Source organism: Roseomonas sp. USHLN139 (assembly GCF_037145735.1).
Lineage (GTDB): Bacteria > Pseudomonadota > Alphaproteobacteria > Acetobacterales > Acetobacteraceae > Pseudoroseomonas.
Window position 1 is genome coordinate 168,201 of sequence record NZ_JBBCWY010000001.1, and the last position, 25,328, is coordinate 193,528.

22 protein-coding genes are annotated in these 25,328 nt (G+C 74.3%); 9 read left to right on the top strand and 13 right to left on the bottom strand.

The genetic code is table 11. The features are described 5' to 3' along the window. Nucleotides 1-32: 32 nt before the first annotated feature. The 5 genes from lptG to cysQ form a co-directional block, all read right to left on the bottom strand. Entirely contained in the window at nt 33-1,142 is a 1,110-nt protein-coding gene (gene lptG / locus WFI16_RS00785; protein WP_419895881.1) for an LPS export ABC transporter permease LptG, read from the bottom strand. A gap of 4 nt (nt 1,143-1,146) precedes the next feature. Continuing rightward, the gene (gene lptF, locus WFI16_RS00790; protein WP_419895882.1) at nt 1,147-2,283 is read right to left on the bottom strand and encodes an LPS export ABC transporter permease LptF; all 1,137 of its coding nucleotides are present in this window, start codon (nt 2,281-2,283) and stop codon (nt 1,147-1,149) included. A gap of 141 nt (nt 2,284-2,424) precedes the next feature. Beyond that, on the bottom strand, nt 2,425-3,168 hold the full coding sequence (locus tag WFI16_RS00795) for a trypsin-like peptidase domain-containing protein (RefSeq protein ID WP_419895883.1): 744 nt from the start codon (nt 3,166-3,168) through the stop codon (nt 2,425-2,427). Between the two features lie 43 nt (nt 3,169-3,211). Next, entirely contained in the window at nt 3,212-4,180 is a 969-nt protein-coding gene (locus WFI16_RS00800) for an L-threonylcarbamoyladenylate synthase (RefSeq protein ID WP_419895884.1), read from the bottom strand. Nucleotides 4,181-4,187: 7 nt separating this feature from the next. Next, a complete protein-coding gene (gene cysQ / locus WFI16_RS00805) occupies nt 4,188-4,949 on the bottom strand; it encodes a 3'(2'),5'-bisphosphate nucleotidase CysQ (protein WP_419895885.1) in 762 nt (253 codons plus the stop codon). 114 nt (nt 4,950-5,063) lie between these two features. Between cysQ and WFI16_RS00810 the strand changes: the two genes are divergently transcribed. The 4 genes from WFI16_RS00810 (at nt 5,064) to WFI16_RS00825 (ending at nt 8,606) form a co-directional block, all read left to right on the top strand. Beyond that, entirely contained in the window at nt 5,064-6,545 is a 1,482-nt protein-coding gene (locus WFI16_RS00810; protein WP_419895886.1) for a leucyl aminopeptidase, read from the top strand. Next, nucleotides 6,496-7,848 carry a hypothetical protein gene (locus WFI16_RS00815; protein ID WP_419895887.1) on the top strand — a complete coding sequence of 451 codons (1,353 nt, stop codon included), beginning with the start codon at nt 6,496-6,498 and terminating at the stop codon, nt 7,846-7,848. The genes WFI16_RS00810 and WFI16_RS00815 overlap by 50 nt, the downstream gene beginning before the upstream one ends. 13 nt (nt 7,849-7,861) lie before the next feature. Beyond that, the gene (locus tag WFI16_RS00820; RefSeq protein WP_419895888.1) at nt 7,862-8,299 is read left to right on the top strand and encodes a DNA polymerase III subunit chi; all 438 of its coding nucleotides are present in this window, start codon (nt 7,862-7,864) and stop codon (nt 8,297-8,299) included. Between the two features lie 127 nt (nt 8,300-8,426). Beyond that, the gene (locus WFI16_RS00825; RefSeq protein WP_419895889.1) at nt 8,427-8,606 is read left to right on the top strand and encodes a hypothetical protein; all 180 of its coding nucleotides are present in this window, start codon (nt 8,427-8,429) and stop codon (nt 8,604-8,606) included. Nucleotides 8,607-8,763: 157 nt separating this feature from the next. Here WFI16_RS00825 and WFI16_RS00830 read toward each other — a convergent pair whose 3' ends face one another. The 6 genes from WFI16_RS00830 to dapF form a co-directional block, all read right to left on the bottom strand. Further along, nucleotides 8,764-10,689, bottom strand: coding sequence for an HWE histidine kinase domain-containing protein (locus tag WFI16_RS00830; RefSeq protein ID WP_419895890.1), 1,926 nt, complete (start codon nt 10,687-10,689; stop codon nt 8,764-8,766). Between the two features lie 348 nt (nt 10,690-11,037). Further along, nucleotides 11,038-12,567: a phospholipase D family protein gene (locus WFI16_RS00835; RefSeq protein ID WP_419895891.1), complete on the bottom strand. Its 1,530-nt coding sequence runs from the start codon at nt 12,565-12,567 to the stop codon at nt 11,038-11,040. Then, the gene (locus WFI16_RS00840; protein ID WP_419895892.1) at nt 12,564-13,409 is read right to left on the bottom strand and encodes an endonuclease/exonuclease/phosphatase family protein; all 846 of its coding nucleotides are present in this window, start codon (nt 13,407-13,409) and stop codon (nt 12,564-12,566) included. The genes WFI16_RS00835 and WFI16_RS00840 overlap by 4 nt, the downstream gene beginning before the upstream one ends. Before the next feature lie 211 nt (nt 13,410-13,620). Then, nucleotides 13,621-14,520, bottom strand: a complete 900-nt coding sequence (gene ftsY, locus WFI16_RS00845; protein WP_419897131.1) for a signal recognition particle-docking protein FtsY — start codon at nt 14,518-14,520, stop codon at nt 13,621-13,623. Between the two features lie 798 nt (nt 14,521-15,318). After that, on the bottom strand, nt 15,319-16,575 hold the full coding sequence (mtaB, locus tag WFI16_RS00850; protein ID WP_419895893.1) for a tRNA (N(6)-L-threonylcarbamoyladenosine(37)-C(2))-methylthiotransferase MtaB: 1,257 nt from the start codon (nt 16,573-16,575) through the stop codon (nt 15,319-15,321). Further along, nucleotides 16,572-17,411, bottom strand: coding sequence for a diaminopimelate epimerase (dapF, locus tag WFI16_RS00855; protein ID WP_419895894.1), 840 nt, complete (start codon nt 17,409-17,411; stop codon nt 16,572-16,574). The genes mtaB and dapF overlap by 4 nt, the downstream gene beginning before the upstream one ends. Before the next feature lie 123 nt (nt 17,412-17,534). Here dapF and WFI16_RS00860 point away from each other — a divergent pair, with 123 nt between their 5' ends. Continuing rightward, nucleotides 17,535-18,131, top strand: a complete 597-nt coding sequence (locus WFI16_RS00860) for a DNA polymerase III subunit epsilon (RefSeq protein ID WP_419895895.1) — start codon at nt 17,535-17,537, stop codon at nt 18,129-18,131. On the opposite strand, the gene WFI16_RS00865 is transcribed toward WFI16_RS00860, so the two are convergent. Further along, nucleotides 18,128-18,799, bottom strand: a complete 672-nt coding sequence (locus WFI16_RS00865; RefSeq protein WP_419895896.1) for a PadR family transcriptional regulator — start codon at nt 18,797-18,799, stop codon at nt 18,128-18,130. The two genes, WFI16_RS00860 and WFI16_RS00865, sit on opposite strands and share 4 nt — an antisense overlap. Nucleotides 18,800-19,007: 208 nt before the next feature. Here WFI16_RS00865 and rpmI point away from each other — a divergent pair, with 208 nt between their 5' ends. The 4 genes from rpmI (at nt 19,008) to pheT (ending at nt 23,313) form a co-directional block, all read left to right on the top strand. Next, nucleotides 19,008-19,214: a 50S ribosomal protein L35 gene (gene rpmI / locus WFI16_RS00870; protein WP_076957850.1), complete on the top strand. Its 207-nt coding sequence runs from the start codon at nt 19,008-19,010 to the stop codon at nt 19,212-19,214. Between the two features lie 13 nt (nt 19,215-19,227). Beyond that, on the top strand, nt 19,228-19,599 hold the full coding sequence (gene rplT / locus WFI16_RS00875) for a 50S ribosomal protein L20 (protein WP_419895897.1): 372 nt from the start codon (nt 19,228-19,230) through the stop codon (nt 19,597-19,599). Nucleotides 19,600-19,730: 131 nt separating this feature from the next. Then, a complete protein-coding gene (gene pheS, locus WFI16_RS00880) occupies nt 19,731-20,813 on the top strand; it encodes a phenylalanine--tRNA ligase subunit alpha (protein ID WP_419895898.1) in 1,083 nt (360 codons plus the stop codon). A gap of 4 nt (nt 20,814-20,817) precedes the next feature. Further along, the gene (gene pheT, locus WFI16_RS00885; protein ID WP_419895899.1) at nt 20,818-23,313 is read left to right on the top strand and encodes a phenylalanine--tRNA ligase subunit beta; all 2,496 of its coding nucleotides are present in this window, start codon (nt 20,818-20,820) and stop codon (nt 23,311-23,313) included. Between the two features lie 113 nt (nt 23,314-23,426). Here the strand turns inward: pheT and mutL are convergent, their stop codons facing one another. After that, a complete protein-coding gene (gene mutL, locus WFI16_RS00890) occupies nt 23,427-25,292 on the bottom strand; it encodes a DNA mismatch repair endonuclease MutL (protein ID WP_419895900.1) in 1,866 nt (621 codons plus the stop codon). Nucleotides 25,293-25,328 lie beyond the last annotated feature (36 nt).

Consider the following 25,328-nt stretch of genomic DNA (forward strand, 5'->3'; position numbering starts at 1 on the left):
GGCTTGAAAAGCCGACCCCCGCCAAGGGCTTCTCAGCCGTCCTCGAGATACAGCAGGAGGGTCAGCGCCAGCAGCAGGCCGGCGACCGAGGGCGCCCAGGCGGCCAGCGCCACCGGCAGGGTGCCGGCTTGGCCGAATTCCTCGGCCACCTTGTCGAGCAGGAAGAGGGCGAATCCGGCGGCGATGCCGGCGCCGATCATCTGCGCCACGCCGCCGCGGCGCGACTGCCGCATCGAGAATCCGGCCGCCAGCAGCGCCATGGCCGCGGTCAGCAGCGGCAGCGACAGCAGCGAGTGGTAGTGCAGCCGGTGCCGCATGGCCGAGAAGCCGCTGCTCTCCAGCACCGCGATGAAGGAGGGCAGCGCCCAGAAGGACAGGGTGTCCGGGCTGGCGAAGGTCTCCTCGATGCGGTCACGGGTGAGCGGGGTGGGCAGGCGCAGCGGGCCGGGGGCGGAGGGCTGGCGGTTGGTGCCGAAGGTCACCGCCTCCTCCAGGTTCCAGGCGCCATCGGCGAGCCGCGCGCGCGGTGCCTCGACGCGGGCCAGCGGCTTGTCCTGGGCCGAGAGCCGCCAGACCGAGACGCCACGCAGCAGGAAGCCGTCGCGGCCGACCTCGGGCACGCCGGCCAGGATGGCGATGCCATTGGGCTCCAGCCCGGGATCGGCCTGGCGCAGCCAGAGCCGGCCGCCGGCCAGCGAGGACAGGCCGGTGGCGTTGCGCAGATAGGTGGCGTCGAGCCGCTCGGCGCGCGCCAGCATGGCGGCCGAGAGCGGCGAGACCACGGTGATGGCCAGCGTGCCGAGGCAGAGCGCCACCGCCACCGGCCCCATCAGGAAGGACCAGACCGAGACGCCGGCGGCGCGCGCCACCACCAGCTCGGAGGCGCGGGCGAGGCGCCAGAAGGCGATGATGCCGCCCAGCAGCACGGCGAAGGGCAGGATCTGCAGCACCACGAAGGGCAGCCGCAGCCCGGCGATGGTGGCGACCAGGCCGAAGCCGGCATCCGCCCGGGTGGCGGCGCGGCGCAGCAGCTCGATGAAGTCGAACAGCGCCACCAGGCAGGCCAGCGCCAGGGTCATGGCCAGCGCCATGGCGGCGAAGCGGCGGGCGATATAGGCGGTCAGCGTCCAGGAGAAGGCCATGCGCTCAGCCCTCCGCCGGGCCGGGGCGGCGGCGCGGCAGGCCAAAGCGGCCCCCCAGCACCCAGGCGGCGATCAGGCAGGGTCCCAAGGCATGGATCCAGATCAGCGGGATGAAGGCATTGTCGCGGGCGGCCAGGTTGCCGATCGACAGGCCGATGGCCAGCAGGGTGACGACGAGGGCGACGCCGATGGCGCCCGGCCGCCAGTCGCCATGCCGGCGGAAGCCGCTGGCCAGGGCGGTGGCCAGCCCGACCATGGCGAAGGCCAGGGTGGTGAAGGGCGAGGCCAGGCGCTGGTGGCCCTCGGCGCGGAACTTGCGGATGTCGCGCTCCGGCAGGTTCTCGGCCGGGTCGGGGTTCAGCAGCTCGCCCACGAAGCGCTCGCGCGAATCGCGGTTGCGCGCGCCATCGACCTGGCTGCGGGACGAGCTGGCCAGGTCGACGCTGTTCTCGGCGAAGGTCAGCACCGAGAGGCGGGCGGGGCGGTTCTCATGCGCCGGGTCCATCTGCTGGCGGACGCCGTTCAGCAGGATGACGCGCGGCCCGTTCGGCGTCGCCACCAGCCTTCCCTCCTCGGCCATGATGGTGACCGGCGCGCCGGCCTCGCGGGTGTCGTGCACCAGGATGCCGCGCAGCGTGCCATCGGCCTCGCGCCGGCGGGCATAGACCGTCAGCTCGTCGCCCAGGCTGGAGAAGACGCCCTCCTGCACCAGGATGGCGGCCATCTCGTTGCGGATCTCGAACTGCCAGGCGCGGAAGGCGGCATGGCTGACCGGCACCAGCCAGAGCTGCAGGAACAGGCAGAAGCCGGTGGCCAGCGTCGCCAGCAGCAGCGCCGGGCGCGACAGCTGCCAGTCGGACAGGCCGGCGGCGCGCATCACCACCAGCTCGCGGTCGCCATTCAGCCGGACATAGCTGAACAGCACCACGACGAAGGTGGTGATCGGCAGGATGACGGCGAAGAAGCTCGGCAGCAGCAGCCCGGTCAGCTCGACGAAGACCGCCAGCGACAGGCCGCGGTCCAGCACCAGCTCGATGAAGCGCAGGCTCTGCGTCAGCCAGACCAGGGCGGCCAGGCCCACGGTCACCGCCAGCAGGCCGATGCCCAGCTGGCGGAACAGGTAGCGGTCGAGACGGGTCATCGGGATGCGAAACACCTCTGGGTCGGCAGGCCGCAGGCGGGGTTGGTCGGGCGCATGATCGGGGTCATGTAGGCCGGGCAGGCGGGGCCGCCAAGCACGGGCCGGGTTTCACCCGGCAACCGGCCGCCATGCTCCCCCGGATCACTGCCCCAGCAGGAAGGCTTCGAGCACGGGGGCGGGGACGATGCGGGTGCGCTCGCCGGGCGGGCCCTCCTGGCGGTGGCTGACCAGGCCGAGCAGGCAGCCGGCGGCGGCATCCAGCACCGCGCCGCCGGATTCGCCCGCCTCCAGCCGCAGCGTCATCTCGGCATAGCCGCCGTGCAGCGGATTGGCCTCGCGCATCAGCCCGCTGATCTCGGCCAGCTGCTCGCGATAGGGGGTGAGCACCAGCACGCGCTCGCCGGGGCGCGGCCCCTGGGCGCAGAGCGACAGGCCGGCCGCGCCCGGTGGCGGGGTGTCGAGCTGCAGCAGCGCCAGGTCGCGCCCGCCGACATAATAGGTGCCGAGGCCGAAGCGCAGGTCGGCGCGGCCCAGCCGGATCAGCCGGGCGCGCTGCTCGCGGCCCTGGAAGCTGAGCTGGGCCGGCTTGCCCAGGCTGGAATCGAGGCCGGGGCAGCGGCGCAGCATGCCCTGGCTGCCATCCAGCAGATGCGCCGCCGTCACGAAGCGGCCATGGCCGAGATGGATGGCGGCGCCGGTGGCGAAGCAGGCGGGGCCGAGCTCGCTGCGCAGCCCGGCCAGGACGCTGGCCGCCGGCGGCAGCACGGGGCGGGCGGCGACCGGCTCGGCGGCGGGGCGTTCGGCCGGCGGGGCCGAGCCGGCGCAGCCGGCGAGCAGCGGCAGCAGGAGCAGGGCGGCCGGCCGCAGGAGGGAGAGCGCGGCCATGCCGGCAGGATAGCCCCGGCCGTCCCCGCCTGACAGGGGGGGGCTAACCGCGTGGCGCGGCGGCGCGGGACAGGCGGTCGTTGATGGCGGCGCCCAGCCCCTCCATCGGCACCGGCTGCACGGCGATGGCCGTCAGGCCGAGCCGCTGGCCCAGCGCGTCCAGGGCGCGCAGCCCGGCGAAGAGGCGGGCGGCCGCCTGCACCAGGTCGCCCGATTCGCTAAGCTGCCAAATGGCGCCGGCGCCGGGCAGCGGCCGGCCAAAGGCGAGCAGCGCCTCGGAGGACGCGACCGAGGCCGCCTCCAGCCGGACCGGCAGGCCCGGGGCGTAGTGCGAGGTCAGCATCCCCGGCGCCGGCCGCGCCTCGTCCTCGGCCGCCGCCGGCGCGGCGCGGCCGATCGGGCCCAGGATTTTTTCCAGCTCCGCCTCGGCGATGCCGCCGGGGCGCAGCAGCCGCGGCTCGGGCCCGGTCAGGTCGAGCACGGTGCTCTCCAGCCCGACCGCGCAGGGGCCGCCATCCAGCACGGCGTCGATGCGGCCGGACAGCCCGTCCAGCACATGCTCGGCGGTGGTCGGCGACACCCCGCCCGAGCGGTTGGCCGAGGGGGCGGCGACCGGCTGGCCGACGGCGCGCAGCAGCGCCCGGGCCAGCGGATGGGCAGGCACCCGCAGCGCCAGGCTGGGCAGCCCGGCCGAGGCGAGCAGCGCGATGCGGCTGTCCGGCGCGCGCGGCAGGACCAGGGTCAGCGGCCCGGGCCAGAAGGCGCGGGCCAGGGCGTGGGCGCGCTCATCGGCGACCGCCTCGGCGAAGGCCGATTCGGCGTCGGGGAAATGGCTGATCAGCGGGTTGAAGCGGGGGCGGCCCTTGGCGGCGAAGATGCCGGCCACCGCCGCCGCGTCGCGCGAGGCGCCGCCCAGCCCATAGACCGTCTCGGTCGGGAAGGCGACTAGCCGGCCGGCGCGCAGCAGCTCGGCGGCGCGCTCGACCTGGTCGGCGGCAAGGCGCTCGGTCACCGCCTGATCACTCCGCCCCGTGGCAGACGAAGGGCAGGTTTTCCCAGCCCGGCTTGCCGTAGCCGAGCGGAGCACCGTCGAAGCCGGTGACCCTGCCGCCGGCGGCGACCAGCACCGCCTCGGGGGCGGCGGTGTCCCACTCCATGGTGCGGCCGAAGCGCGGATAGAGGTCGGCGACGCCCTCGGCCAGGCGGCAGAACTTGGTGGCGGAGCCGATCTGCACGATGCGATGCACCTTCCGCCCGGCCAGGAACTCCGGCAGGCGCGGGTCGTCGGCGTAATGCCGGCTGGCCATGACGGTCAGGCCCTCCTCGGGCACCCGCCGCGCCTGGATGCGGCGATGGCCGGCGGCATCCTGCTTCCAGGCGCCCTGGCCGACGATGCCGGTGAAGAGCTCGCCATAGGCCGGCAGGGCAACGGCGCCGAGACGCGGGCGCCCGTCGACGATCAGGCCGATATTGACGGTGAATTCTGGCCGGCCGGCGGCGAATTCGCGGGTGCCGTCCAGCGGGTCGACCAGCCAGTAGCGCGGGGCTGCGGCCAGCTCGGCGCCGTCGGAGACCGCCTCCTCGCCGACCACCGGGATCTCCGGGGCGGCCTGGCGCAGCCCCTCGGTGATGATCGCCTCGGCCAGCCGGTCGGCGGCGGTGACCGGGCTCAGATCCTCCTTGCGCTCCACGGCGAAGCCGGCATCGCGGATGGTGAGGATGGCAGCGGCGGCGCTCTGGGCCAGCCGCGCGGCAAGGGCAAGGAGTTCGGCGTCGTTCATCCTTCTGTCCATAGCACGAAGCGGCGCGCCTGGCGGGAGGGGCTTCCCGCGCCCCTGGCGTGACCGGCGCGCGGTGCTATCGTCCTCGGCCCAGCCGCCGACGGAGCCCGCCGCATGACCGATTTCCTCTTCGTCTCCCCCTCGCTGCCGCGGGCCGGCGCGCTGGTGCTGCCGCTGGCCGAGGGTTTTTCCCTGGCCGGCATCGCCGGGGAGGCCGATGCGGCCTGTGGCGGCGCCATCGCCCGCGGCCTGGCGGCGGCCAGTTTCAAGGGCAAGAAGGGGCAGAGCTGCACCCTGTGGTCGCCGGGCGCGCATCTGTCGAAGGTGGTCGCCGTGGGCCTCGGCGGCACGGCCGATGCGCGCAGCCTGGAGGCGGCCGGCGGCAGCGCCCTGCCGCTGATCGCCGGCGAGACGGAGGCCTTCGTCGCGACCGACGGGCTGGCGCCGGCGCTGGTGGCGGCCTTCGCCTCCGGCGCCCGGCTGCGCGGCTACCGCTTCGACCGCTACCGCACCAGGGAGGCGGCCGAGGACAAGCCGAAGCTGGTGCGGCTGTCGCTGGCGGCTGCCGAGGCCGAGGCCGCCCGCGCCGCCTGGCAGCCGCTCTCGGCGGTGGCCGACGGCGTCTTCCTGGCCCGCGACCTGGTCAGCGAGCCGCCCAATGTCCTGTTCCCCGAGGAGATGGCCGAGCGCTGCAAGGGGCTGGAGAAGCTCGGCGTCTCGGTGGAAATCCTCGGCCAGCCCGAGCTGGAGAAGCTTGGCTTCGGCGCGCTGCTTGGCGTGTCGCAGGGCAGCGCCCGCGCGCCGCGCGTCGTGGTGATGCAGTGGAAGGGCGCCCCGGCCGGCTCGGCCGAGGCCCCGGTCGCCTTCATCGGCAAGGGCGTGACCTTCGACACCGGCGGCATCTCGATCAAGCCGGCCGGCGGCATGGAGGACATGAAGTTCGACATGGCCGGCGCCGGCGCGGTGATCGGGCTGATGGCGGCGCTGGCCGGGCGCAAGGCGAAGGTCGACGCGGTCGGCCTGGTCGGGCTGGTCGAGAACATGCCCTCGGGCACCGCGCAGCGCCCCGGCGACGTGGTGAAGTCCTATTCCGGCCAGACCATCGAGGTGATCAACACCGATGCCGAGGGACGGCTCGTGCTGGCCGATGTGCTCTGGTACGCCCGCGAGCGCTTCAAGCCGCGCTTCATGATCGACCTGGCGACGCTGACCGGCGCCATCATCGTGGCGCTCGGCCACGAGCATGCCGGGATGTTCGCCAATGACGACACCCTGGCGCAGCAGCTCGCCGCCGCCGGCGCCGCGACCGGCGAGGCTGTCTGGCGGATGCCGCTGGGCGAGGCCTATGACAAGCAGATCAAGTCCGACATCGCCGACATGAAGAATGTCGGCGGCGGCCGGCAGGGCGGCTCGATCACCGCGGCGCAGTTCATCCAGCGCTTCATCGACACCCGCGACGGGCCGCTGCCCTGGGCGCATCTCGACATCGCCGGCACTGCCTGGGCCACCAAGGACAGTGCCATCACCCCCAAGGGCGCCACCGCCTATGGCGTCCGCCTGCTCGACCGGCTGGTGGCTGAGCATTACGAGGGCTGAGCCGCCGCCGGGCGGTGACGTCGCCATGGGGCTGATCCGGCTGCGCCCCGCGCCCGGCGCGCGGGCGCTGGCGCGGCCGCGGCTGCGCGCCTTCCCCGAGGCGCCGGCCGATGCCCGGGTCATGCCGGTGGACGGCGTGATCGAGCTGCCCGGCCGCGACTGGCCGGCGCTCGGCCGCGCCGCCTGGGCGCTGCTGCCCGCCGATGGCGGCCGCGTGCTGCTCGACGCCCGGCTGCTGCGCGCCGGGGAGGCCGCCGAGCTTTCTCTCTGTCTGGCCCTGGCGGCGCCGCCCGGCGCGATGGTCGAGCTGTGGCATCCGGCCGCCGCCGCGCTGCGCCCGCTGCTGGCGGAGGCCCTGGCGGTGCGCCGCGGCGTCGCCCTGGCGCGCAGCCTGGAGGCGATGGCGGCCGCGACCCCGCGCGACATCGCCCGCCGGCTGCGCGGGCTGGAGCAACAGGGGATCGCGGTGCAGCGGCTGAAGCGGCGGCGGCTGGCGGCGGCCGGCTTCGGCGGGCTGCTGGCGGCCTCCGGCGCCACCGCGCCGCGGCTGGTGGTGATGCGCTGGGCCGGGCGGATCGCCGCCCCGCCGCTGGTCTTTGCCGGGCTCGGCCTGGCCGGCGCCGGGCCGGGCGGGCTGGCCGGGGCCGCCGCCTGCGCCGGGGCGCTGCTGGCGCTGGCGCTGCGCGACAGCCCGGCCCCGGCGGCCGCGGTGCTCGCCCTCTGCGCGCCGGGGGAGGGGGCCCCGGCGGCGGCGTCCGGCCGGCCGGTGACCCTGCTGGGCGGCCAGGCCCTGCCGGCCGCGGCGGCCTTCTGTCCCGGCCAGCTCGCTTTGGCCGAGGCGATGACCTATGCCGCGCTGGCCTTCCGCCCCGGCGGGCTGGTCGGGCTGGGCCGGCTGACCGCGGGGGCGGGGGCGGCGCTGGGCAGCGCGCGGCCCGAGGGGGCGGCCGGCCCCGGCGCCGCGCTGTTCGGCGCCGACCCGCCGCTGGAAGCCGCCCTGGCCGCCGCCGGCGCCGCCACCGGCGAGCCGGTCTGGCCGCTGCCGCCGCTGGCCGGCGAGACGCCCGCCGCCGCCGGCCCGGGCGAGGCCGGCCGCGCCGCCGGTTTCCTCGGGCGCGTGATGGGCGGGCAGCCCTGGACGCTGCTGGACCTGACGGCGGAAGACGCCGCTCCCGAAGGCAGCGAGCCCGAAGGCGGCACCCTGGACAGCGGCGCGCCGGACGGTCACACCACCGGCGGCTTCGGCGTCCGGCTGCTGGACCGCCTGGCGCGGCAGCGCTTCGAGGACCCGCACCGGCTTTGAGGGGGCATGGCGGATGAGCGAGATCGGCTTCTACCACCTGACCCGCACCCCGATGGACGCCGCCCTGCCGAAGCTGCTGGGCCGGGTGCTGGCGGCCGGCGGCCGCGCCGTGGTGCGGCTCAGCGATCCTGCCCGGCTGGCCAGCCTGGATGCCTCGCTCTGGCTCTGCCCGGACCCCGACTGGCTGCCGCATGGCACCACCGAGCCGGCGCTGCAGCCGATCTTCCTGACGCTGGAGGACGCGGCGCCGAACGGCGCGCGGTTCCTGTTCCTGGTCGACGGGGCGGAGAGCGGGAAGCTGGGCGAGTACGACCGGGTCTTCGACCTGTTCGACGGCCAGGACGAGACGGCGGTGCAGGCCGCCCGTGCCCGCTGGACCGCCGCCAAGGCGGCCGGGCACAGCCTGACCTATTGGCAGCAGGGGGCGCGCGGCTGGGAGAAGAAGGCCTGACGCCACGCGGCACCGGGCTATCGCCGCCATAGGAACGGCCGATGGGCAGCGCCGCCGGCCTTGCGCTACACCGGGTCGGGCGGCCGCCTTGCCGGCGCGCCGCCCACCGCCGACAGGACCTGCCGCCATGGCCGATGCGCCGAAGCCCGAGCCCGCCCCCCCGTCCTCCTCTGCACCGTCCTCCTCTGCACCGTCGCCCGCGCCGGTCACCGGCCCGGCCGCCCCGCCGCCCGCGGAGGGCGAGCTGGACGATGCCCTGCTCGACCAGGTGGCCGGCGCCGGGCCACGGCAGGCGCATTTCAGCTAGCGCCAGGCCGGGTCAAGGGAATCGCCGGATCGGGTGACGAGGCTCGCGGAAACCCGAGCCTGGAATGGTTGACGGGAGCCGGGGCGAAGGCAGGCCGCTTGGGGCGTGACGGGCCGGCAGGGCATCCCCGGCAGGCCTGAAGCGCGCGGCCGCGGCCTCAGGCCTGCCGCGCCACCGGGGGCGCCGGGATGTCGAGCGGCGAGTCGGCGGCCGCCGGCACGGGCGGCGCCTCCACCGCCGCGACGCTCGCGGCGCCCAGCCGGATGCGGCATTGCAACCCTTCCTCCGACCACAGGAAGGTGGCGCCGCCGGACAGCTGGTGCCGCGCCAGGGTGTGGATCAGGCGGAAGCCGAAGCCGTGCCGGCCGGGTTCGCCGCGCACCGGCGGGCCGCCGCTCTCGCGCCAGTCGATCAGCAGCCCGCCCTGCGGGGCGGCCGTCCAGCGCAGCTCGACCAGCCCGCCGGGCCGCGACAGCGCGCCATGCTTGGCGGCATTGGTCGAGAGCTCGTGCAGGATCATCTCCACCGGCTGCACGCTGCCGGAGGCGAGGCGCGCGGCCGGCCCGCTCCAGGCGATCTGCGCATGGCCGGCGATCTGGTCGTAGGTGGCGAGCTCGCGCTGCACCACCTGGGCCAGATCGGCGCCCGCCCAGCCCTGGCCGGCCAGCAGGTCGTGCGCGCGGGCCAGGGCGCAGAGCCGGCCGTCCAGATTGGCCACGAACTGCGCCGGCGGCACGTCGCGCGGCGTCAGCAGCAGCAGCGAGCGCACCACCGCCATGATGTTCTTGGCGCGGTGGTCGACCTCGCGCGCCAGCAGCGTCGCCCGTTCCTCGGCCTGGCGCTGCTCGGTGCTGTCCAGCAGCACCCCGTCCCACAGCATGCCGCCATCCGGCAGCGGATGCACGCTGGCCTGGCTGCGCAGCCAGAGGCGGCGGCCGTCGGCGGCCAGCACATTGCCTTCCACCTGCATCGGCTGCAGCGTCTCGGCCGAGTGCCGCAGCGCCGCCTCCAGCTTCTGCCGCGTCTCCGGCGTCAGCCCGCGCATCAGCGAATGCCGCGGCGAGCTGCCGGCGGGCTCGGCGAGCAGCAGGTTGACGCCCTCGCTCATGTAGGTGCAGGCGACCACGCCGTCCGGGCTTCGCACCAGGCGGTAGATGGCGCCGGGCAGGTTGGCGGCGATGTCGGAGAGGCGCCGCTCGGCCTCCGCCTCGGCCAGGGCGGCGTCCAGCGCCCGCTGCGCCGCCTGGCCGCGCCGGGTCTTGTAGCCGAGGATGCAGACCAGGATCAGCGCCAGGCCCAGCGCCAGCCCCATGGCCAGCGTCAGCCGCGAGGGCTGCGGCAGCCAGTCCGGCACCGGCCCGGCCAGGTCGGCGGCGAGCTGCAGCCCCTGGATGTCGCTCGACAGCCATTCGGCCGGGGCGCCCGCCGCGGCGGGCGCCGCCGTGGCGGCGACATCGGCGACGGCGTCGCCGGGGACCGTGCGGCGGCCGATCTCGGCGCCGGCGCGGTCGATCAGCCGCAGCCGCAGCCCGGCCGGATGCGCCTGCTCGCGCAGCCGCTGCGCCAGGAAATCGGCCGGCAGCACCAGGGTCAGCACATCGCCGCCCTGCTGCACCGGCAGCGGCGCCTGCAGCAGCAGATGCGCCGGCAGCCCCGGCGCTGCCGGGCGCAGCGGGCTGAGCACCATCTGCTGGAAGCCCCGGGCGCGGGCCAGCCCCTCAGCATCGGCCGGCCAGGCGGGGCCGTCGGCGGCCAGCGGCCCGGCCAGGGCGGCATCGCCCCGCTGCAGCCCGAGCCAGCCGCGCTGCCGCAGCAGCCCGGCGGCGAGCGGGGTAAGGGCGGCGGGCCCCTCCTCCTGCTCCTCCTCGGCGCCGGCGGCCGGGAGGAGGAGGGCAGCGATCTCCACCTCCTGGCGCAGCCGCTGCTCGAGCTGCTGCAGGGCGCTGCCGGCGGCATGGCGCAGCATGGCGGCGGTCAGTTCCTGCACGTGATCGCCCGAGGCCGCGCGCAGCAGCACCAGCGCCATCCCGCCCAGCAGCGCGGCGATACCGAAGGTCAACAGCGGCGGGCTGCGGAGGCGCATGGGAGGCTTCCTGCGTTGAATCACGAAAAGGTGAGCCGGCAGCCCGCATCCCGCCACAGGCAAATTGGTTCCGGCAAGTTCTATTTTTCAGGAAGTGCAATTTCCCGGAAATTCAGACGATCGTTACTGCGCCGTTGCGAAGGGGTGCGCCGCGCGCGATCCTGGGAAAGGCCGCGGGTTCAAGGCGATGGCGCCGGGCTGGGGGGTGGCAGGCGCGGCCGGGCCATGGCGACTGCCGCGCCGTCCCGGGGGAGGGCGCCGCCGCTCCAGGCGGAGTCCGGGCAGGCCTGCCGCACCGCTTCGCCGGGGGAACCCGGCAGCGGAGGGTCCCGGCCGCCGCCCACGATGCTAGAGCTGCGCCTCGATCGGCAGCCAGCGCACCAGCCGCGCCAGGATCCGGCGGCCGAGCGGCGCGATCGGCTCGTGGCGGATGGTGCCGGTCTCGTCGGTCCAGGCCAGGCGGCGCAGCGGCGCCAGGTAGCTGACCCTGAAGCTGCGGTGCGGATCGCTCAGGCGCTGGCGCTCATGCTCCAGCTGGCGCGCCAGGCCGGGATGGCGGGCGAAGGCGCCCATCTCGGTGTTCAGGTTGGCCGAGCGCGGGTCGAGGTTGAAGGAGCCGACGAAGACCTGCTCGCCATCCACCATCACCGCCTTGGTGTGCAGGCTGGCGCCGCGCGAGCCGAAGACGCCGCTTCCATGCGCGCCGCTGCGCTTCAGCTCGTAGAGCTCGACGCCGAGCCGCAGCAGCCGCGGGCGGTAGCGCGCATAGCCGGCATGGACGGCGACCACGTCGGTGGCGGCCAGCGAATTGGTGATGACGGTGACCTTCACGCCGCGGCGGCGCAGCTGGCCGATCAGCCGCAGCCCGGCGCGGCCGGGGACGAAATAGGGGCTGATCAGCACCGCCTCGCGCTGCGCCGTGCGCAGCATCGCCTCGATCGCCGGGTAGAGGCTGCCGGCGACGCCGCGGCCCTGCGCCTTGGCCGGCGGGTCGGCGAGGATGCGCACCGTCGCCTCGGCCGGCAGCAGGTGGTTGCCGGGGTCGAGCAGCACGCGGCGCTGGCGCGCCAGCGCCTCGATATAGGGCTTGGCCTTGCCCGAATCGGGGATGTCCTCCAGCTCCTGGCGGAAGCCCTGCAGCGCCTCGGTCGACAGCCCTCGCGTGCCGGCGAAGCTTTCCACCGGCTTGGCCAGGCTGCTGGCCCAGTAATTGTCGAAGATGTCCTGCGCCTGGCGGGCGGCCTGGCCGGCGATCAGCAGGTCCAGGTCGCGGAAATTGAACTCGCCGCCCGAGGCGTCGAAATAGGCATCGGCGATGTTGCGGCCGCCGACCAAAGCCAGCCGGCCATCCACCACCCAGGACTTGTTGTGCATCCGGTGGTTCAGGTGCCAGCCGCCGAGGGCGAATTCCAGCCCCAGCCCGAGCTGCCCCAGCCAGCGCAGGCGGGCGGTGTTGAACAGCCGCACCTCGATGCGCGGATGCGCCGAGAGCAGGGTGATGCGGCGCTCGACGCCGAGCGCGTAGCTGTCGTCCAGCAGCATCCGCACCCGCACGCCGCGGTCGGCGGCGCGCAGCACCTCGCGCGCCAGCAGCCCGCCGGTGACGTCGTCCGACCAGCGGTAGTATTGCAGGTCCAGCGTGCGGCCGGCGGCGCGGGCCGAGGCGGCGCGCACCATGAAGGCCTCCAGCCCGCCGGGCAGCAGGTTGACCCCGCTGGTGGCGCTCTCGGCGCCTTCGGCATCGTGCAGCAGCATCTCGACCACCTCGTCGGCCTTCGAGGGCGCCGGCCGGGCACCGGCGCGGATCGGCGCCATGGCCGGCAGCAGGACGGCAGGAGGCGGGATGGCGGGGGGCTCCGCCAGCAGGCGGTCCGTCATGCCGCGGCCTGGACGCCCGGAATCGCCGCGCCCTGGCCGGCGGCGCGGGCATGCAGCACCAGCTTGGCCTTCAGCGGCAGATGGTCGGAGGCGGTGCGGGCCAGCGGCGTGTCATGCACCCTGACCTCGCTGACCACGCCCTGCGGCCAGCCGAGGATGCGGTCCAGCGCGAAGACCGGCATGCGCGCCGGGAAGCTGGCGGGGCCGAAGCCGGCCGGGCCGAAGAAGCTTTCCAGCACCCGCAGCGAGGAGCGCCGCCCCGGCCGCCATTCGTTCAGGTCGCCCATCATCAGGGTCGGCATCGCCTCGCCCTGGGCGATCGCCTCCAGGATGGCGGCGCCCTGGCGGGTGCGGCAGCGGCGCAGCAGGCCGAAATGCGCGGCGATGACGCGCAGCTTTCCCGCCGGCAGCTCGAGCTCGGCGATCACCGCGCCGCGCGGCTCGGCGCCGGGCAGCGCGATGCGCTGCAGCGACAGCGGCGTGCCGGCGCGCACCGCCAGCGCATTGCCGTGCCAACCATGCCCGTCCGGCAGGCGGGAGATCGGCAGCAGCTTGAGCCCGGCCTCCTGCAGCGCGGCGGTGTCGAGCAGGCCGGTGCGGCGGCCGAAGCGGCGGTCGGCCTCCTGGATGGCGATGATGTCGGGGGCGATCTCGCCGATGACGCGGGCGATGCGCGCCGGGTCGAAGCGGCGGTCGGTGCCGACGCATTTGTGCACGTTGTAGGAGGCGACGGTGACCGGCGCCTGGCTGACGGGGTCCGGCGGGACGGCGGGCAGGGCGGGGATGCCATGCGCCTGCCGCAGCGCCGCCAGGCTGCCCTGGGGCGTCTCAGGCCCGGGCATGCCGGGATCCGGGGTTGAGGCCGGGACCATCCTTCGGGGGCATCACGCCGCAGCTCCGCCTTCCGTTCCGCGTGGCTCGACGCCACGGTTTGCACGCGTGGCATCGATGCCACGACAGCTGGAACCTAGGAGGCCGGGGCCGGGTTTCCAAGCAGGGCGGGCGCCTCGCGCCGCCTGCCTTGCGCCCGCGGCATGAAGCGGGGCGCCTGCCTCACTGCAGTCCGAGCAGCGAGCGGGCGAAGTCGCGGGCGGCGAAGGGGCGCAGGTCGGCGGCCTTCTCGCCGACGCCGACGGCATGGACGGGCAGGCCGAATTCCTGGGCCAGCGCCACGACGATGCCGCCCTTGGCCGAGCCGTCCAGCTTGGTGACCACCAGCCCGGTGACGTTGACCAGTTCAGAAAAGACCTTGCACTGCTGGGTGGCGTTCTGGCCGGTGGTGGCGTCCAGCACCAGCAGCACCGAATGCGGCGCGGTCGGGTCGACGCGCTGCATGACGCGGACCACCTTGCGCAGCTCCTCCATCAGCGCGGCCTTGTTGTGCAGGCGGCCGGCGGTGTCGACCAGCAGGATCTCGGTGCCGTCCGCCTGCGCCGCCTTCAGCGCGTCGAAGGCCAGGCCCGCGGCATCCGCCCCCTGCTTGGCCGGGGCGTGCACCAGCGCGCCTGTGCGGCCGCCCCAGATCTGCAGCTGCTCGACGGCGGCGGCGCGGAAGGTGTCGCCGGCGACGAAGGCCACCTTTTTTCCCTGTTCGCCATATTGCTGGCCCAGCTTGGCGATGGTGGTGGTCTTGCCGGTGCCGTTGACGCCGACCACCAGCACGACATGCGGCTTCCTGGCCGTGTCGATGGTCAGCGGCTGGGCGACCGGGGCCAGGATGGCGGCGATCTCTTCCGCCAGCGCCTCCTTCACCTCGACATCGGTCACTTCCTTGCCGAAGCGGGTCTTGCGGAAGGTCTGCACGATGCGCTGGGCGGCGGCGACGCCGAGATCGGCGGTGATCAGCGCCTCCTCCAGCTCCTCCAGCGCCGCCTCGTCCAGCTTGCGCTTGGTGAAGAGGCCGGTCAGCCCCTCGGTCAGCTTGGCGGTGGAGCGCTGCAGCCCGCTGCGCAGCCGGGAGAAGAAGCCGCCGCGGGCCGGCTCCTCCGCGCCCGCGACGGGCTGCTCCGCCGCCGCGTCGCGGAAGGGCGGCGGCACCTCGGGCGGCGGGGCGGGCGGCGCCGGCGGGGCCAGCGGCGGCAGCTCGACCGGGGCGGGCGCCGCGGGGACGGGGGCCGGCGGCGGGATCTCGGCCGGGGAGGGCTGCCAGCCCGGCAGGCCCGGCACCGGCGGCGGCGCCGGCTGCTCCGGCGGCAGGGCCGGGAGGGGGATTTCGACCGGGGGTGCCGGGGGAGGCAGCTCGGGCGTGGCCGGCGGCGGGTTCTCCGTCGGGCGGGCAGGGGTCTCCGGCGGGACCTGGGGCAGGTCGCCCGGACCGGGCGGGGTCTCGCGCCGCGGTTCGGCCGGGGGCTCGACCGGAGATTCGACGGGAGCTTCGACCGGGATTTCGGGCGCCGGCGCGTCCGAGCGGGTCTCCGGCGGCGCGACGCTCAGCAGCGGCGGGGCCGGCAGGCTGTCCGGCACGTCGGGGACGGGCTCGGGCGGCGGGCTGCGGGTGTCTTCCGGGGCCGGCGCCATGGCGGCGGGATTGGCCAAAGCGGGCGGCGGCGCCGGCTCCGACTCCGGCGCCGGGCGTTCCGGCTCGGGGTGCAGCGCGTGCTGCTCGGGGATGGCGGCGGCCGGATTCTCGTCCGGCGCCGGGGCTGCCGATTCGGCCGGCGGGATGCTGCCGATGGCCTGGTCCAGCTCGGCCTCGGCCGGCTTGTCCTTGTCGCGACCCGTCAGCCGGGCCCAGAGATTGCGCAGCGCCATTCAGGCGGCCTCCACCATCAGCCCCTCGGGGCCGGCCGCGGTGACCCGCAGCCGCGCCAGGGCGCCGACCTCATAGTCGAATGTTTCGGGCAGGCGGACCGGGCAGAAATGCTCGGTATGGCCGCGATGGCCGCGTTCCAGCAGCACGGTTTCCTCCTGGCCCAGCCGGGCGTCGTAGAAGCGTTGCGCGGCGGCCGCACCGGCGGCGCGCAGCCGGGCGGCGCGCTCCCGGCGCAGCGGCACCGGCACGGGCGGCATGCGCGCCGCCGGCGTGCCCGGGCGCTCGGAATAGGGGAAGACGTGCAGGAAGCTGAGCTCCGCCTCCTCCACCAGGGCGAGCATCTCGGCGAAATGCGCCTCGGTCTCGGTCGGGAAGCCGGCGATCAGGTCGGCGCCGAGCGCCAGGCCGGGGCGCAGCGCGCGGGCGCGGCGGGCGCAGGCCAGGGCCTCGGCGCGGCCGTGCCGGCGCTTCATCCGCTTCAGCATCAGGTCGGCGCCGTGCTGCAGCGACAGGTGCAGATGCGGCATCAGCCGCGGCTCGGTCTCCAGCAGGCGCCAGAGGTCGTCGTCGATGGCGGCCGGGTCGATCGAGGAGAGCCGCAGCCGCGGCAGCTCGGGCACCAGCGCCAGCAGCCGGCGCACCATCTGCCCGAGGCTGGGCCGGCCCGGCAGGTCGGGGCCGTAGCTGGTGATGTCGACCCCGGTCAGCACCACCTCGCGGTAGCCGGCCTCGACCAGGGCGCGCACCTGCTGCACCACGGCGCCGACCGGCACCGAGCGCGAGGGCCCGCGGCCATAGGGGATGACGCAGAAGGTGCAGCGGTGGTCGCAGCCCTGCTGCACCTGGACGAAGGCGCGCGCCCGGCCGGCGAAATCGGTGACCAGGTGGGCCGCCGTCTCGGTCGCCGCCATGATGTCGGTGACCGGGGCGAGGGGGGCATCCAGTGCCCAGGCCTCGGGCTTCAGCTTGTCGGCATTGCCGATGACCCGGGTGACGCCGGGCAGCGCCGCCCAGGACTCGGGCGCAATTTGCGCGGCGCAGCCGGTGACCAGGATCGGCCGGCCCGGATTCTCCCGCGCGGCGCGGCGGATCGCCTTGCGCGCCTGCTGCTCGGCCTCGGCGGTGACGGCGCAGGTATTGACCAGGATGGCCGCCCGCTGCCCGGCCTGCGCGGCCAGGTCGCGCATGGCGGCACTTTCATAGGCGTTCAGCCGGCAGCCGAAGGTCAGGACCTGGAGGCTTTCGCCGCCGGTCATCCCGCGGCGGCCGCCGCGTCGGCCAGCGGATCGAGCTCGCCGGTGAAGGCGGTGGCGACCGGCCCCGCCATCAGCACATGGCCGTCGAGGCGCCATTCCAGCTGCAGCGTGCCGCCGGGCAGGTCGATGCGGGCGCGGCGGCCGGAGAAGCCCCGGCGATGCGCATTGACCAGCGTGGCGCAGGCGCCGGAGCCGCAGGCCAGCGTCGGCCCGGCGCCGCGCTCCCACACCGCCAGGCGGAGATGGTCGGGATCGATCACCTGGGCGAAGCCGATATTGGCGCGGTCGGGGAACAGTGGGTGGTGCTCCAGCTGCCGGCCGAATTCCTGCCAGGGCGCGGTGTCGAGGTCCTCGACGAAGAAGGTCGCGTGCGGATTGCCCATCGAGCAGGCGGCCGGCGTGGAGAAGGGCCCGACCGTCAGCGGCAGCTCGGTGGTGTCCAGGGCCTCCGCCAGCGGCACCTCCTGCCAGCCTAGGCGAGGCGCCCCCATGTCCACCCGCACGGTGCCGTCCGGCAGCAACTCGCTGGGCAGGTCGCCGCTGATGGTGCGGACCACGACGCGGTCGCGCCCGGTCTCGGCCATCACCAGGCTGGCGATGCAGCGGGTGGCATTGCCGCAGGCGCCGGCCTCCGACCCGTCCGGGTTGTGGATGCGCATGAAGACATCGGCCGCGCCCTCGCCGGGCTCCAGCGTGATGAACTGGTCGCAGCCGATGCCGCGATGGCGGTCCGCCAGCCGCGCGATGCGGGCGGGGGTCAGCGGCAGCGGGGCGGGGCGGGCATCGACCACGACGAAGTCGTTGCCCAGGCCGTGCATCTTCCGGAAGGGGACCATGCCTCGCCATATGCCCCGTTACGCCTGCTCTATAAAGGGGGGAGACCGCCCGGCCGCGCCCTCCGGCTTTGCGCCGGCGCCGCTTTCTCCGCAGACTGGCCGCCCCAGCCGGCGGAGAGGCGGATGACCCTGTATGTCGTGGTCGATATCGAGACCGACGGACCCAACCCGGGCAGCCATTCGCTGCTGAGCTTCGGCGCCGTGGCCTGCCGGGCGGCAGGCGCGCCGCTGGCCCGCTTCGCCGTCAACCTGATGCCGCTGCCCGGGGCGGCGGCCGAGCCGCGCACCATGGCCTGGTGGGCGACCGAGCCCGAGGCCTGGGCCGCCGCCACCCGCGACCCGCTGCCGGCGGCCGAGGCCATGGCGCGCTTCGTCGACTGGCTGCGCGCCCTGCCGGCGATGCCGGTCTTCGCCGGGCATCCGGTGGCCTTCGACGGCTACTGGATCGACTGGTATCTGCGCCGCTTCACCGGCCACCGGCTGATGAAGGGGCCCTATGACGGCGAGCGCATTTTTCTGGATGCTGCCCTCGACATCCCGACCCTGGCGGCGGGCGTCCTCGGCCTGGAGATCGACCAGGCGATGAAGAAGCCCTACCCCGAGGACTGGTTCGGCGGGCATGCCCATAACCACTGCGCGCTGGACGATGCGCTGGGCTATGCCGCCCTGCTGCAGCGGCTGCTGGCGCGGCGGCCGGCGCTGGCCGGCGCCGGCCGCTAGGCCTTCTCGATCGCCTGCGCCGCGGCGTCCAGCGCCGCGGCGATGCTCTCCGCCACCGCCGGCTCGACCGGGCCGGCGCGCAGCTTCAGCCGCAGGGCGAGCTTCAGGTTCTCCATGGCGCGGATCACCGGGTCGGGCACGCCCTCGCGCCCCCGCGGGGTGGCGCCGCCGATGCGGGCGAACAGCGCCTCGGCCGCCGCCCGGTTGCCGGCCAGGAATTCCTGCCCCTCGGGCGTCAGGGCATAGCGTTTGCGCGGGCCGGCCTCGGCCTCGACATTGGCGAAGCCCATATCCTCCAGCCAGGCGAGCAGCGGGTAGATGACGCCGGGACTCGGGCTGTAGCTGCCGCCCATCCGCTCCTCGATCGCCTTGATCAGCTCGTAGCCATGGCGCGGCGCCTCGGCCAGCATGGCGAGCGCCAGCAGCCGCAGCTCGCCATGGTCGAACATCCGGCCGCCCCGCCGGCCTTCGCCTCGGCCTTCGCGGCCATGGCCTTCGCCGCGCCCGTGGCCGCCGCCATGGCGATGGCCTTCCAGCGACCAGAAGCGCTCGCCGTCATGGCGGTGGCGGCAGTGGTGGTGGTGATGGGGGTGGTGGCCGTGGCGGCGCCCGCGATGCGGGCCCTCCCGGCCATGGGCGCCGGACGCGCCCTCGATGCCGTTGTGCATGGATGCCGATATAGATCGCGATATATCTCGATTCAAGATATATCTCGTTGGCCGGCGCAGGGCTGCCGCGCGGCCGCATTCCCCTTGTTCCCCCGGGCGAGTCTGGCTATACCCCCGCCTCTTCCCGCGCGTCCGGGCCTGTAGGGCATGCCCGGCCGTGGTTTCGACCCTTCCGCAAGGCAGGGGACCCGATGATCAGGAGATCGAAATGCCCAAGATGAAGACGAAGTCGAGCGCCAAGAAGCGCTTCAAGATCACGGCGACGGGCAAGGTGCTCGCCGGTCCGGGCAAGAAGCGCCACTGCCTCTCCGCCCGCAGCCAGAAGGCCAAGCGCCAGAACCGCGGTTCGCAGGTGCTGCGCCACCAGGACGGCCTGACCGTCATGCAGTGGCTGCCCTATGGGCTGGATCGGTAAGGAGTAGCGCAGTATGGCTCGTGTTAAGCGCGGCGTTACCGCCCACGCCCGTCACAAGAAGGTCCTCAAGCTCGCCAAGGGCTATGTCGGCCGTTCCTCCAAGGCCTATCGTCCCGCGCTCGAGCGCGTCGAGAAGGCCCTCCAGTATGCCTATCGCGACCGTCGCGTTAAGAAGCGCGAGTTCCGCGGCCTGTGGATCCAGCGCATCAACGCGGCCGTCCGCGAGCATGGCCTGACCTATTCGAAGTTCATCGCCGGCCTGAAGGCCGCGCAGATCGACCTCGACCGCAAGGTCCTGGCCGCCATCGCCTTCGATGACGCCGCTGCCTTTGGCGCCCTGGTCGAGAAGGCCAAGGCGGCGCTGCCGGCTTCGGCCGAGGCGTAATCTCCCGCGTCCCGCATTCTCGCGGGGCTGCTGAGAACGGAGCCGCCGCCGCCAGGGGTCACCCTGGCGTCCGGCGGCTTTTTTCGTAAGGCCCGCCCGCTGGGGCGGCGACATCGCACGGGACCGAACCGATGACCGATGACCTTGCCACCCTGCAGGCCGAGACCGAGGCCGCGCTGGCGGCCTGCGCCGATCTGCGCGCGCTGGATGCCGTCCGGGTGGGCATGCTGGGCAAGAGCGGCCAGCTGACCGCGCTGCTGAAGGGGCTGGGCGCCGTGCCCGCCGAGCAGCGCAAGGAGCGGGGCGCCGCCGTCAACCGGCTGAAGGGCGCCATCGAGGCCGCCATCGAGACCCGCCGCGCCGCACTCGACGCCGCCGCCCTCGATGCCCGCCTGGCCGCCGAGCGGCTCGATGTCAGCCTGCCGCCGCGCCCCTTCCCGCCGGCCGGCGCCGAATCCGGCGCCATCCACCCGATCGCCCGCACCATGGAGGAGCTGACCGCCCTCTTCGGCGCCATGGGCTTCGGCGTCGCCGAAGGGCCGGATATCGAGGGCGACTGGTTCAATTTCGGCGCGCTGAACATTCCCGACCACCACCCGGCGCGGCAGGACCACGATACCTTCTATGTTCCCGCCGGCGCCGATGGCCGCCGTCCGGTGCTGCGCACCCACACCTCGCCGGTGCAGATCCGCACCATGCTGAACCAGGAGCCGCCGATCCGCGTCATCGTGCCCGGCCGCACCTACCGCGCCGATCATGACGCGACGCACAGCCCGATGTTTCACCAGGTCGAGGGGCTGGTCATCGACCGCGGCATCCATCTCGGCCATCTCAAGGGCTGCCTGATCGACTTCCTGCGCGCCTTCTTCGGCATCAGCGACCTCCCCGTGCGCTTCCGCGCCAGCTACTTCCCCTTCACCGAGCCCTCGATGGAGGTCGATATCGGCTGGAACCGCAGGACCGGCGAGCTGGGCCGCGGCGGCGACTGGCTGGAGATCCTGGGCAGCGGCATGGTGCATCCGAAGGTGCTGGCCAATTGCGGCATCGACCCGCGCGAGTGGCAGGGCTTCGCCTTCGGCATGGGGATCGAGCGCATCACCATGCTGAAGCACGGCATCCCCGATCTCCGCCCCTTCTATGACAGCGATGTCCGCTGGCTGCGCCATTACGGCGCGCCGGTGCTCTCCCCCGCCACCCTGGCCGAAGGGGTCTGAGGCGATGAAGTTTTCTGTCAGCTGGCTGAAGCAGCATCTGGATACCGAGGCGAGCCTCGACCAGATCACCGCGGCGCTGAACACCATCGGCCTCGAGGTCGAGGGCGTCGAGGATCGCGGCGCGGCGCTGGCCCCCTTCCGCATCGCCCATGTCATCGAGGCGGTGCAGCACCCGAATGCCGACCGGCTGCGCGCCTGCAAGGTGGATGTGGGCGACGGCGTGATCCGCTCCGTCGTCTGCGGTGCGCCGAATGCGCGGACCGGCATGAAGGCCGTGCTCGGCCTGCCCGGCGCGGTCGTCCCCGCCAACGGCATGGTGCTGAAAGTGGGAGAAATCCGCGGCGTGAAGAGCGAGGGCATGATGTGCTCCGCCCGCGAGCTCGGCCTCGGCGAGGATCATGACGGCATCATCGACCTGCCGGCCGATGCCCCGGTGGGCGAGGTCTATGCCCGCTGGGCCGGGCTGGACGAGGCGGTGGTCGAGATCTCGGTGACGCCGAACCGCGGCGACGCCCTGTCGATCCGCGGCATCGCCCGCGACCTGGCCGCCGCCGGCCTGGGCACGCTGAAGCCCTTCGCCCCGGCGAAGATCGCGGGCGTCTACCCGTCGCCGCTGCGCTGGGTGCTGGAGGATGCGGAGTCCTGCCCCTGGGTGGTCGGCCGCGCCGTGCGGGGCGTCACCAACGGGCCCTCGCCGAAATGGCTGCAGGACCGGCTGGTCTCGATCGGCCTGCGCCCGATCAACGCCCTGGTCGATGTCACCAATTTCTTCACCTATGACCTCGGGCGCCCGCTGCACGTCTTCGACGTCGCCAAGGTGAAGGGGGCCGATCTGTTCCTGCGCCGTGGGCGGGAGGGCGAAAGCTTCCTGGCGCTGAACGGCAAGGAAGTGACCGTCACGACCGAGGATTTGGTCATCGCCGATGCCGAGGCGGTGGAAAGCCTCGCCGGCATCATGGGCGGCGAGCATTCCGGCTCCGATGAGACGACCAAGGAAGTCTTCATCGAATGCGCCCTCTTCGACCCGGTGCGCATCGCGCTGTCCGGCCGGCGGCATGAGCTGCGCTCCGATGCCCGCGCCCGCTTCGAGCGCGGCATCGACCCGGCGCTGCTGCCCGCCGCCCTCGACGCGGCCACCGCGATGATCATCGAGCTCTGCGGCGGCGAGGCTTCCGAGGTCAGCGCCGCTGGCGCCGAGCCGGCCTGGCAGCGCCAGGCCAGCCTGCGCTTCGCGCGCATCGCCGGCCTCGGCGGCAGCGACATGGACGCGGCCACCGCCACCGGCATCCTCGAGCGGCTGGGCTTCGCCCCCGTCGCGCAGGATGCGGAGAAGGTCACCGTCGCCGTGCCGAGCTGGCGCAACGACATCGCCGGCGCCGGCCGCCTCGCCCAGGCACCGACCCTGGAAGCCGGCCGCGCGGCGCGCGCCGCCGAGGGCTGCGCCCTGGTCGAGCCGGAATGCGACCTGCTGGAAGAGGTGCTGCGCATCCAGGGGCTGGACCGCATTCCGCCGGTCTCGCTGCCGGTGGCCTCGCCGGTGCCGCCCGCCTCGCTGACGCCGAAGCAGGCGCGCGCCACGCTGGCCCGCCGGGTGCTGGCGGCGCGGGGGATGCTGGACTGCGTCTCCTTCGGCTTCCTCGACGGCAAGGTGGCGGCCAGCTTCCCGCCGCTGGGCGCGCCTGCTGGCTGGACGCCGCCGGCTGCGCTGCGGCTGGAGAACCCGATCGCCGCCGATCTGGACCAGATGCGCCCGACCCCGCTGGCCAGCCTGCTGCAGGCGGCGTCGCGCAACGCGGCGCGCGGCTATCCCGACCTGGCCCTGGCCGAGCTGGGCGCCGCCTATCGCGACATCACCCCCGAGGGGCAGCTGAGCGTCGTCGTCGGGCTCCGCACCGGCGAGACCCCGCGCCACTGGGCCGAGGCGGCGCGCGGCGTCGATGCGATGGACGCCAAGGGCGATGCGCTGGCGGTGCTGGCGGCGCTCGGCGTGCCGCAGGCGGCGCTCAGCGTCACCACCGATGCGCCGGGCTACTACCATCCCGGCCGCTCCGGCGTGCTGCGCCAGGGGCCGAAGACGGTGCTGGCCATCTTCGGCGAGATCCATCCGAAGCTGCGCGAGGCGATGGGCCTCGCTGTCCCCGCCGTCGCCTGCGAGATCTTCCTCGACGCGGTGGCCGAGCCGAAGAAGCGCAAGAAGGCGGTGCCCGACCTGCCGGCCTTCCAGCCGCTGCAGCGCGACTTCGCCTTCCTGGTGGATGCCTCGGTGCCGGCCGAGGCCCTGCTGCGGGCTGCCCGCGGCGCGGAGCGGGCGCTGATCACCGAGGTGGCGCTGTTCGACCGCTATGCCGGCGACAAGCTGCCCGAGGGCAAGGTGTCGCTGGCCCTGCAGGTCACCCTGCAGCCGCGCGAGAAGAGCCTGACGGACGCCGAGATCGAGGCGGTCGGCGGCAAGATCGTCGCCGCCGTCACCAAGGCGACGGGCGCCACGCTGCGCGGGTGATCCCGGCGCGGGCGTGATGAATGAAGGGCCGGGGGGCTGACGCCTCCCGGCCCTTTTTCGTGCTGGATCGCGCGATTGACGCCTTTCGGCGCTTCCGCCTCAGGCGATCGCGCTCATTTCCGCCCGAACAGCTTCTCGAATTCGTTCTTGCCGAAGCGCAGCCAGGTCGGGCGGCCATGGCTGCAGGTATGGGCGCGCGGCGTCGCCTCCATCTGGCGCAGCAGGGCGGCCATCTCGGCAGGCGCCAGCCGGCGGCCGGCGCGGATCGAGCCATGGCAGGCCAGCCGCGCCACGGCGGCGTCCAGCCGCCGCTCCAGCGCCGTGGTCTCCTCCCATTCGGCGAGCTCGGCGGCGAGATCCCGCAGCAGCGGCGCCGGGTCGGGATTGCCGAGCAAAGCGGGCAGCGCGCGCACCAGCAGGGCGCCGCCGAAATCCTCGATCTCCAGGCCGAGGCGCGCCAGTGTCTCAGCCTGTTCCAGCAGGCGGGCGGCCTGCAAAGCCGGCAGCTCGACCACGGCGGGCAGCAGCAGCGGCTGGCTGCGCACCCCGCCATCGACCAGCTGCGCCTTGAAAGCCTCATGGGTCAGGCGCTCGTGGGCGGCGTGCTGGTCGACCAGGATCAGCCCGCCATCCGGCGCCTCGGCCAGGATATAGGTCTCCATCAGCTGGGCCAGTGGCCGGCCGAGCGGGCCTTCGGCGATCTCGTCCAGCGGCGCGGCGGCCAGCAGCGGATGCTCAGGGCCGGCGGCCGGGCCGGGGAGGCGCGGCAGGTGCAGGCTGGGCTGGTGCGGCGCCGGGCCGGGCGGCGGGGTCAGCGGCGCCAGGGTCTCGGCGAAACCGCCGGCGCGGTCGTCATAGAAGCCCGGATTGGCGAAGCGCTGGCCGGGCGCGAAGCCGCTGGTCGGCGGCCGCCAGCCGGGCACCGACCAGTCGCGCAGGCCCGGCGCCGGGGCGGCGAGGGCAGGGGCCTCGTCCTCCACGGCCGCGCCCTCGCCGGCGCCGACCGCCAGCCCGCGGCGCAGCGCCGAAATCAGCGCGCCGCGCACCTGGGCGGCGTCGCGGAAGCGCAGCTCGGTCTTCATCGGGTGGACATTGACGTCGACCAGCTCGGGCGGCAGTTCGAGGAACAGGGCGGCCACCGGGTGCCGCATCGGCGCGATCAGGTCGCGATAGGCGACCCGCAGGGCGGCGCGCAGCAGCGGGTCGCGCACGGGGCGGCGGTTGACCACCAGATGCTGCTCGGCCGCCGTCGCGCGGGTCAGGGTCGGCAGCGCGGCGAAGCCGTCGAGCCGCAGGTCAGGCCATTCGCCGCTGACCGGCACATGCGCGGCGGCGAAATCCGGCCCCAGCAGGGCGGCCAGCCGCCCGGCGCGGTCGGCGGGCGCCAGGTTGAGGGCGATGCGCCCCTCCACCTCCATCTGGAAGCCGACCTGCGGCCAGGCCAGCGCCAGGCGCTTCACCGCCTCCACCGCATGGCCGGCCTCGGTGGCGGGCGATTTCAGGAATTTGCGGCGGGCGGGGGTGGCGAAGAACAGGTCGCGTACCTCGATCCGCGTGCCGGGCGCGCCGGAGGCCGGGCGCGGCGGGGCCTTGGCGCCGCCCTCGATCTCGATCCGCCAGGCCTCGCCCTCGGGCGGCCGGCTGGTGATGGAGAGCCGCGCCACCGCGCCGATCGAGGGCAGCGCCTCGCCGCGGAAGCCCAGCGTCGCGATGCGGAACAGCGCCGCCTCTTCCGGCAGCTTGGAGGTGGCGTGGCGCTCGACACAGAGCGCCAGGTCGGCCGGGCCCATGCCATGCCCGTCATCGATCACCAGGATGCGGGTGACGCCGCCGCCTTCGAGGCTGACCGCGATGCGCGTGGCGCCGGCATCCAGCGCGTTCTCCACCAGCTCCTTCACGGCGGCGGCGGGGCGTTCCACCACCTCGCCGGCCGCGATGCGGTCGGCGGTGGTGGCGGAGAGCAGGCGGATGCGGTCCATGCCGCCAATCTAGCGCCGGCGCCGCCCTGGAAACAG

Coding starts and splice junctions, on each gene's coding strand:
- rpmI (WP_076957850.1), top strand. CDS start 19,008: ATGCCCAAGATGAAGACGAAGTCGAGCGCCAAGAAGCGCTTCAAGATC.
- pheS (WP_419895898.1), top strand. CDS start 19,731: ATGACCGATGACCTTGCCACCCTGCAGGCCGAGACCGAGGCCGCGCTG.
- cysQ (WP_419895885.1), bottom strand. CDS start 4,949: ATGAACGACGCCGAACTCCTTGCCCTTGCCGCGCGGCTGGCCCAGAGC.
- mutL (WP_419895900.1), bottom strand. CDS start 25,292: ATGGACCGCATCCGCCTGCTCTCCGCCACCACCGCCGACCGCATCGCG.
- WFI16_RS00795 (WP_419895883.1), bottom strand. CDS start 3,168: ATGGCCGCGCTCTCCCTCCTGCGGCCGGCCGCCCTGCTCCTGCTGCCG.
- lptG (WP_419895881.1), bottom strand. CDS start 1,142: ATGGCCTTCTCCTGGACGCTGACCGCCTATATCGCCCGCCGCTTCGCC.
- WFI16_RS00820 (WP_419895888.1), top strand. CDS start 7,862: ATGAGCGAGATCGGCTTCTACCACCTGACCCGCACCCCGATGGACGCC.
- WFI16_RS00865 (WP_419895896.1), bottom strand. CDS start 18,799: ATGCACAACGGCATCGAGGGCGCGTCCGGCGCCCATGGCCGGGAGGGC.
- dapF (WP_419895894.1), bottom strand. CDS start 17,411: ATGGTCCCCTTCCGGAAGATGCACGGCCTGGGCAACGACTTCGTCGTG.
- rplT (WP_419895897.1), top strand. CDS start 19,228: ATGGCTCGTGTTAAGCGCGGCGTTACCGCCCACGCCCGTCACAAGAAG.
- WFI16_RS00815 (WP_419895887.1), top strand. CDS start 6,496: ATGGCGTCCGCCTGCTCGACCGGCTGGTGGCTGAGCATTACGAGGGCT.
- WFI16_RS00835 (WP_419895891.1), bottom strand. CDS start 12,567: ATGACGGACCGCCTGCTGGCGGAGCCCCCCGCCATCCCGCCTCCTGCC.
- WFI16_RS00810 (WP_419895886.1), top strand. CDS start 5,064: ATGACCGATTTCCTCTTCGTCTCCCCCTCGCTGCCGCGGGCCGGCGCG.
- lptF (WP_419895882.1), bottom strand. CDS start 2,283: ATGACCCGTCTCGACCGCTACCTGTTCCGCCAGCTGGGCATCGGCCTG.
- WFI16_RS00840 (WP_419895892.1), bottom strand. CDS start 13,409: ATGCCCGGGCCTGAGACGCCCCAGGGCAGCCTGGCGGCGCTGCGGCAG.
- pheT (WP_419895899.1), top strand. CDS start 20,818: ATGAAGTTTTCTGTCAGCTGGCTGAAGCAGCATCTGGATACCGAGGCG.
- mtaB (WP_419895893.1), bottom strand. CDS start 16,575: ATGACCGGCGGCGAAAGCCTCCAGGTCCTGACCTTCGGCTGCCGGCTG.
- WFI16_RS00825 (WP_419895889.1), top strand. CDS start 8,427: ATGGCCGATGCGCCGAAGCCCGAGCCCGCCCCCCCGTCCTCCTCTGCA.
- WFI16_RS00830 (WP_419895890.1), bottom strand. CDS start 10,689: ATGCGCCTCCGCAGCCCGCCGCTGTTGACCTTCGGTATCGCCGCGCTG.
- WFI16_RS00860 (WP_419895895.1), top strand. CDS start 17,535: ATGACCCTGTATGTCGTGGTCGATATCGAGACCGACGGACCCAACCCG.